Annotated in this window: 2 protein-coding genes; both read right to left on the bottom strand. The window is 60.9% G+C overall.

The genetic code is table 11. The features are described from left to right. On the bottom strand, nt 1–383 hold a 383-nt coding region (locus AWB68_RS45040; RefSeq protein WP_143282067.1), incomplete at its 3' end, for a YoaK family protein. A 139-nt stretch (nt 384–522) separates the two neighbouring features. Continuing rightward, nucleotides 523–1,122: an acetate uptake transporter gene (locus tag AWB68_RS45035; protein ID WP_087650467.1), complete on the bottom strand. Its 600-nt coding sequence runs from the start codon at nt 1,120–1,122 to the stop codon at nt 523–525. Nucleotides 1,123–1,311: the final 189 nt, after the last annotated feature.

The raw sequence follows: 1,311 nt of genomic DNA, 5'->3' as shown, positions 1-1,311 counted from the left end.
AACATGAGCCGGTGATGTTCGAGATTCGATCCCAATAACCCGAAGCACAGCAGCAGTACCGCTTCGAGAAGCAGAGGTGTCGAAAATTCGCTTTGCGCTTGACGCCGTCGTCCCCAGTTGATCAACATCGCCGATGTGGCCGCTCCCACGATGAACGCGGCAAGCGAACTCAAGCCGGCGACGACGAGAAGAAAGTCCCCTAACGCGAGGTTGTCAGCAAGCGCAGAAACGATGCCTGACATATGCGAGGTGTACTGCCCTACCGCAAGAAAACCGCCGGCATTCGCCGCGCCCGCGACGAACGCGAGTGCGAGGCCAAGCCGCCGGTTGGCTTCGTCGGTGCGTTTGCGGGCGGTCAGGGTTCGGAGATAGTGAATCGGCATGGTTACCAAGGACTGGACGATCGTACCCTCGGAGCACGCCCCACGCGCTGTCGGCGGTCTTGCGCATGCGTCGTGGTGCGGGCCAGCGGTCCAGGTATCGGTAGCGGACCACCTGGACCGGCGGCTATCGGCATGCTTCTCAGGACATGGCAACGCGCGGTTGCACCGCCTGCACATCTCCAATGGGCAGGACCATCCTTCCGTACGTCTCGTTAAGAACGGTCGCCGCGGACAAGTAGAACGCCAGGAGGGCCGTCAACATTCCACCGTACCCGCCCGCCACTCGCAACGCGACCGAACTCGTCCATTCCCCGGTGGCGAGTAGGAAGAATGTGATCCATAACGCGAGAAAGACGAGTTGAAGCGCACGTGGCGAACGGAACGTGGCGAGCCACATATAGAACGTGAAGAAGCCCCACAGGAACAGATACCAGCCGATGAAGGCGGCTGGAACCTTCGCGTGCAGGAACAGGACGAACAGTGCCAGTGACCACCAGAACGCGCCGTAGCTAAGGAATGCGGTGGCGCCGAACGTGTTCCCACGCGGCAATTCCATCACGCCCGCGATCGCCTGCGCGGTCCCGCCGTAGGCGAGGGCACACGCCAGTACCATGTTCATGGAATCGCCCGTGAACCATCCCGCGTTGATCATGCTCAGTAGCCACGTCGTCAGGGCGAAGCCTGCCAGGCCAAGGGGTGCCGGATTCACGGACTTCATTTGGGTTGATGCGGTGCTCATTGTCTGTCTCCATCAGGTAAGAAAATACGATCCGGAGCGTCTTGGCGCGCCTGCGGAAACGTCGTGGATATTCCGTTAAAGGGGCATGCCAAGCTGGCTGAGAACGGCGGGGTTTTCCAGCGTCGATACGTCCTGCGTGATCTCCTCGCCCTTCGCGAGCGAGCGCAACAGGCGCCGCATGATCTTGCC

Source organism: Caballeronia choica, assembly GCF_001544535.1.
GTDB lineage: Bacteria > Pseudomonadota > Gammaproteobacteria > Burkholderiales > Burkholderiaceae > Caballeronia > Caballeronia choica.
The sequence above is the reverse complement of the archived record's forward strand: the minus strand, read 5'-3'. Positions and strand labels throughout refer to the sequence as shown.

Excerpts from the sequence above, each read along its gene's own strand:
- AWB68_RS45035 (WP_087650467.1), bottom strand. The coding sequence starts at position 1,122 with ATGAGCACCGCATCAACCCAAATGAAGTCCGTGAATCCGGCACCCCTT.